Genomic DNA, 5,126 nt, shown 5'->3' with positions numbered 1-5,126 from the left:
GTCATGGGGTTCTCCTCGTGATCAGATCGGCGGTCATTTGGCTTGGGGAATGCTCGGTATCCACCAGTCGCGTCCGCGCGGGGTGGTGACATATTCAGGCCAGCGAAAATGGATAGGCGGCTCGTAGTCACAGAGCGGGGCGATCCAGTTCGAGCCGCCGATTCCGCCGCCGGTGCGGGCGACGAATTCATTCATCGCCGCATCGCGGGCGGTCTGGTCTTCCAGCAGGCGGAGCGCCGCCAGCGCGACCGTCTTGGACGCGCAGATGACCATCGGGTCGATCGTCGCCGAAATGCCGCCCAGCGCATTCATCACCCATGCCGGATAGGGGTAGCCGGTCTCCGAACGCAGCGCCGGGCGGGCGACATAGAACCGCGCTGTCGGCGTATGCCAGCTCATGTCGGTGTAATCGTCGGAGGTCGAATTGACTTGCGAGGGCGGCAGATCGCGGCGCAGGATCGCTTCCGCCGCCTGCGGCTCGATCAAGCGCTCGAGTTCTTCGATGAACGGCTCGTCGCTCGCCATGCGCCCGGCATTGACCTGTATTTCGCGGGCAACTGCCTTGGCGTCCTCGTCCCAGCGCGGCGGCCCAGCCGTCGACAGCGCTTCATAGGCGATTTCGGCCATGGCATGGTTGGCAAGTCCCGGTCGTGACTTCGACACCCAATGCCGCTCATGGCGGCAGCCGCTCATGCTGGCAGCGGCCTCGGCATTGCGGTCGAGCACCGCGGTGACCTGCTCGGCCATGGCAAGCGTCGGCACGCGGATCATGTACTGGATCTCGGCCAGCCCCGCCGGCAAATTGTCGGCGGTTGCTTGCCCCGCCGTCAGGATCGCTTCGCTGATCGACCAGCCGCCCTGGTGCGGCAGCATGGAATCGCGCAGAGCCTTGGAGGCCATGTACATCATCATCAATGCGTCGTTGGCGCCGGGGGCGCGCGCCGCCGAATGTGCTTGCGGAATGGGTGCAGCACCCGCAGCCAGCGCCCAGCGCTCCGGTTGGTCGCAGATGAAGCGATAGATCATCGCGTAGGCCGCGCCGCAATGCGTGTCCCAGCGCGCCGTGTTGCAGAGCGGCAGCATGTAGAACGGATGAAAGGAGATCATGCCGGCAAGGCCGTCATAATAGCCCTTGGCGGCATGGATCGGCTTTGACCCGCGCACCTTTTCCGCCGGCTCGCCGGTGAAGCGCAGCGTGCCTGATATGCCGTGGCGCTGCATCGCCGCCTTGGTCGCCAGCAGCCCGCCGAGGCTCGAAATCCCGAGGCCGGAATGCGGGTCGGTGTGGCCGCCGGCCTGGTTGCCAAGTCCCCGGCGCGGACGCTCGACCGTAGCGGCATCCTGGCAATTGCCCGGCACCGCGTCGTATTCGGCGTACATGCCGATGGTCGGGCCGGGGCCGTTGGTCCAATGCGCGCAGAAGGCGGTCGGCATGCCGGCGGAGCCTTCTTCGACGGAAAAGCCTTCGAGTTTCAGCCGCTCGACATACCAGGCGGCTGATTGATACTCCCGCCACGCGGTCTCGCCGTAATCGAAGATGGTGCGTGTCCACGCGGACAACAACGGCTGGATGCCGTCGAGACAGGCAAGGGCGGTTGCTTGCGCCGAGGTGGCCACCGGTTTCTCCATGGCATGAGAAGAAAGCAGTGAAGCGGGTCGCTAAAAAGTGATATGTTTTCCCGGTTCGTGCAAATTCGGTTCACCTGAGGTTCCTTGCGTATACCATCGACACAAGCGCTGCGCGCGCTCGACAGCTTCGCCCGCCACGGCAGCGTCTGGCGCGCCGCCGACGAGTTGCACCTAACCCGCAGCGCTGTTAGCCATCAGCTTCGCCTGCTGGAGCGCGACCTCGGCTTCGACCTGCTCGAACGCATCGGCAAGGGCGTGGCGTTGACGCCGCGCGGCCAGCGCTACGCCAGCGATGTGCGCAAAGCGCTCACCGTTCTGGGCGACGCGGTGACGCGCGATGCCGGCACCGGAGTCGGCGGCTCGTTCGCCGTCAGTTGCACGCCCGGCTTCGCCTCGCTGTTCTTGTGCACCCATATCGGCGAGTTCCGGCAGATGTATCCTGACGTGGCGCTGCGCATCCTGACGCCGCGCCGGCTCGACGATGTCAGCAATGCCGATGCCGATGCCTTCATTGCGTTTGGTGTCGGCAATTGGCCGAACCGGGCGGTCGAGCCGCTCTGTGAAATCTCGTTCACGCCGCTCTGCAGCCCGACACTGCTCAACAAGGTCGGTGGTTTTTCCCGGCCGTCGGACGTGCTGCGCGCCAACCTGCTGCATCTCGATGACACCGAGGATTGGGCGCGCTGGCTGGCGCTGTCCAAGGTGGAAAACCCCGACATTGAGGGCGGCATCTTCTTTTCGGACATGAACCTCGTCTTTTCGGCGGCGATTGCCGGCCAGGGCATCGCCATGGGCGACGAACTGACCAGCCGGCGGGCGCTGAGCGAGGGCCGGCTGGTCAGGCCGTTCGACATAGCGATCAAGTCGCCGCGTTCCTATTTCCTGGTCTCCGAACACGCCAAGGCTTCGCATCCGGTGCTGGAAGCGTTCGCAGGATGGCTGCGGTCGAAACTCCAGGAGAACCGCATTCTGCCGTATTGAGGGCAGGTGGCGACATCTCGCCATAGATGAATGGAATTTGCCGATCACGCGAAAACTATTCGGTTGCGGTGAGCCGGCACCCTGCCTACGATTTCGACAAGCGTTAGGGAAAGGGCAGTATGCAGCAACCCGGCCGTGCCGCAGAGATCAAGGCAATCGGGATCGGCAAGAGCTTCGGCTCATTCCGTGCGCTGGACAATCTGTCGCTCGATATCGGCCGTGGCGAGTTCCTGACCCTGCTCGGGCCGTCCGGTTCGGGCAAGACCACCTTCCTGATGATCCTTGCCGGCTTCGTGCAGCCGACCGAAGGCAAGCTGTTCAGCGACGGCGTCGACATCACCGACCGGCCGGCCGAGCAACGTGCCGCCGGCATGGTGTTCCAGGGCTACGCGCTGTTCCCGCATATGAGCGTCGAAGCCAACATCGCCTTCCCACTCAAGGTGCGCAAGAAATCGGCCGCCGACATCAAGCGCCGCGTCGGCGAGATGATCGAGCGCGTCGGCCTCAAGGGCCACGAGAAAAAACTGCCGGCGCAATTGTCAGGCGGTCAGCAGCAGCGTGTGGCGCTGGCCCGCGCGCTGGTGTTCGAACCGGGCGTGCTGTTGCTCGACGAACCGTTTTCCGCGCTCGACAAGGGCCTGCGCGGCCAGATGCAGGCCGAGATGAAGCGGCTGCACCAGGAGACCGGGACCACCTTCGTCTTCGTCACCCACGACCAGAGCGAGGCGCTGGCGCTGTCGTCACGCGTTGCCATCTTCAACCACGGCAAATTGCTGCAGGTTGGAGCGCCCGACGAGGTCTACGACCGGCCGGACAACCGCTTCGTCGCCGAGTTCCTCGGCGAGATCAACATGCTGCCGCTGAAGGGGGTCAAGCCTGCCGGCAATGGCTCGACCGGCCTGTGCGAGGACCGCGCGGTCAGCATGGGCTGCAAGGCCGAACTCGTGCGCGGCGATGCCATCCTGGCGATCCGGCCCGAATACATGTCGATATCGAGCGAGGCGGCAGATGGTGAGAATGGGATCGCCGCTACCGCCACCAACTCCACCTATCTCGGCGCGGCAACGCGGCTCGACCTGACGACGCGGCAAGGCGCCAAGGTCACGGTCTCGGTGCCGAGCGAGGTGGCTGCCGCGGCGTTGAGCAAGGGCAACTCCGTCTGGCTCACCTGGCCGGCGGAAAAGGGTTTCCTCCTTCCGCATGGAGGGCAATGACGAACGGTGTGGCGAGATATCGCAGCACCGATTCCGGCACTATCAACAACAAAAAAGGGGAACTGACATGACACATGATACCAAGAAACAAGCCATCGAGAGCCTGTCCGCCAGGGCAGGCCGCGGTGAGATCTCGCGCCGGCAGTTCACACAGTTGGCGGCACTCGTGCTGGCCGGCACGCCGATGCTGCTGCGCTCGACAGGTGCCTTTGCGCAGGCCAAGGAGCTGGTGCTGGTCAACTGGGGTGGCGATGCCATCACCGCCTACGATGCCGCCTATGGCCAGGCCTTCACCAAGGACACCGGCATCACCGTCAAGATGGACGGTTCGGGTCCGACCGAAGGTGCCATCGCCGCGCAATTCAAGAGCGGCGCGCCGACCTGGGATCTCGTCGATGTCGATCCGTTCTCGGCCATCACGCTCGGCGCCCAGGGGGCTCTCGAGCCGATCGATTACAACATCGTCGACAAGAAGAAGATGCGGCCCGGCTTTGGTTGGGAATACGCCGCCTCGACCTATTTCTTCTCCTATGTCATCGCCTATGATTCCGAGAAGTACGGCAAGGACGCGCCGACCGGCATGGCCGATTTCTTCGACGTGAAGAAATTCCCCGGCAAGCGCTCGCTCTACAAATGGGGCGTGTCGAGCTGGGAAGCGGCGCTGCTCGCCGACGGTATCGCGCCTGCGTCGCTCTACCCGCTCGATCTCAAGCGCGCCCATGACAAGATCGCCGCCTTCAAGGAAAACGTCGTTGCCTATTGGGGTGGCGGCGCCGAAAGTCAGAGCGTGCTGCTCAATGGCGAGGCCTCGATGGCAATCGTCTGGTCGACCCGCGCTTCACTGATCGAGCAGGATAGCGGCGGCAAGATCAAGTTCATCTGGGACCAGGGCCTGATCTCGCCCGGTGCGCTCGCCGTGCTCAAGGGCAATCCCGGCGGCAAGGACGCTGCGATGAAGTTCATCGCCAGTGCCCAGGACCCTGAAAAGCAGCTGGTCATGTTCGACAAGCTCGGCCAAGGTCCTGCAAACCCGGCGGCAGACGCGCTGATCCCTGCCGACAAGAAGCGCATCAACCCGGTCGATCCCGAGAACATGAAGAAGCAGATCGCGCTCGACATGGACTGGTACGCCAAGAACTACGGGCCGGCGCTCGACGAATACACCAAGATCATCTCGGCCTGATCAGGGCAGGGGTAATCGGGTCGACATGAGATCCTATCTCTCCGACAGGATGGGCGCGGCGCTGTTGATGGCGCCGCTGCTCCTGTTTCTTGTCCTGGCCTATGCCTGGCCGTTCCGCG

General features: G+C 64.0%; 4 protein-coding genes. 3 read left to right on the top strand and 1 reads right to left on the bottom strand.

Annotated features, from left to right (window positions below; genetic code table 11):
- Positions 1-33: 33 nt before the first annotated feature.
- On the bottom strand, positions 34-1,629 hold the full coding sequence (locus EN893_RS18240; protein WP_164748712.1) for an amidohydrolase: 1,596 nt from the start codon (positions 1,627-1,629) through the stop codon (positions 34-36).
- Between the two features lie 84 nt (positions 1,630-1,713).
- Between EN893_RS18240 and EN893_RS18235 the strand changes: the two genes are divergently transcribed.
- The 3 genes from EN893_RS18235 to EN893_RS18225 all read left to right on the top strand — a co-directional run bounded on the left by EN893_RS18235 (position 1,714) and on the right by EN893_RS18225 (position 5,007).
- The gene (locus EN893_RS18235) at positions 1,714-2,610 is read left to right on the top strand and encodes a LysR substrate-binding domain-containing protein (protein WP_013532647.1); all 897 of its coding nucleotides are present in this window, start codon (positions 1,714-1,716) and stop codon (positions 2,608-2,610) included.
- A gap of 119 nt (positions 2,611-2,729) precedes the next feature.
- Positions 2,730-3,824 carry an ABC transporter ATP-binding protein gene (locus tag EN893_RS18230; protein ID WP_127267593.1) on the top strand — a complete coding sequence of 365 codons (1,095 nt, stop codon included), beginning with the start codon at positions 2,730-2,732 and terminating at the stop codon, positions 3,822-3,824.
- Between the two features lie 67 nt (positions 3,825-3,891).
- Complete coding sequence (locus EN893_RS18225) at positions 3,892-5,007, top strand: ABC transporter substrate-binding protein (protein ID WP_023812803.1); 1,116 nt, start codon at positions 3,892-3,894, stop codon at positions 5,005-5,007.
- Positions 5,008-5,126: the final 119 nt, after the last annotated feature.

The sequence above is a fragment of the Mesorhizobium sp. M7A.F.Ca.CA.004.04.2.1 genome, from assembly GCF_004022825.1.
In the GTDB taxonomy this organism is placed as follows: domain Bacteria; phylum Pseudomonadota; class Alphaproteobacteria; order Rhizobiales; family Rhizobiaceae; genus Mesorhizobium.
Note: the sequence above shows the minus strand (reverse complement) of the source record. Positions and strands in the feature narration are given on the sequence as shown.

What these genes read in the sequence shown, in the direction of transcription:
- EN893_RS18240 (WP_164748712.1), bottom strand. Translation starts at nt 1,629, where the DNA reads ATGGAGAAACCGGTGGCCACCTCGGCGCAAGCAACCGCCCTTGCCTGT.
- EN893_RS18225 (WP_023812803.1), top strand. Translation starts at nt 3,892, where the DNA reads ATGACACATGATACCAAGAAACAAGCCATCGAGAGCCTGTCCGCCAGG.
- EN893_RS18230 (WP_127267593.1), top strand. Translation starts at nt 2,730, where the DNA reads ATGCAGCAACCCGGCCGTGCCGCAGAGATCAAGGCAATCGGGATCGGC.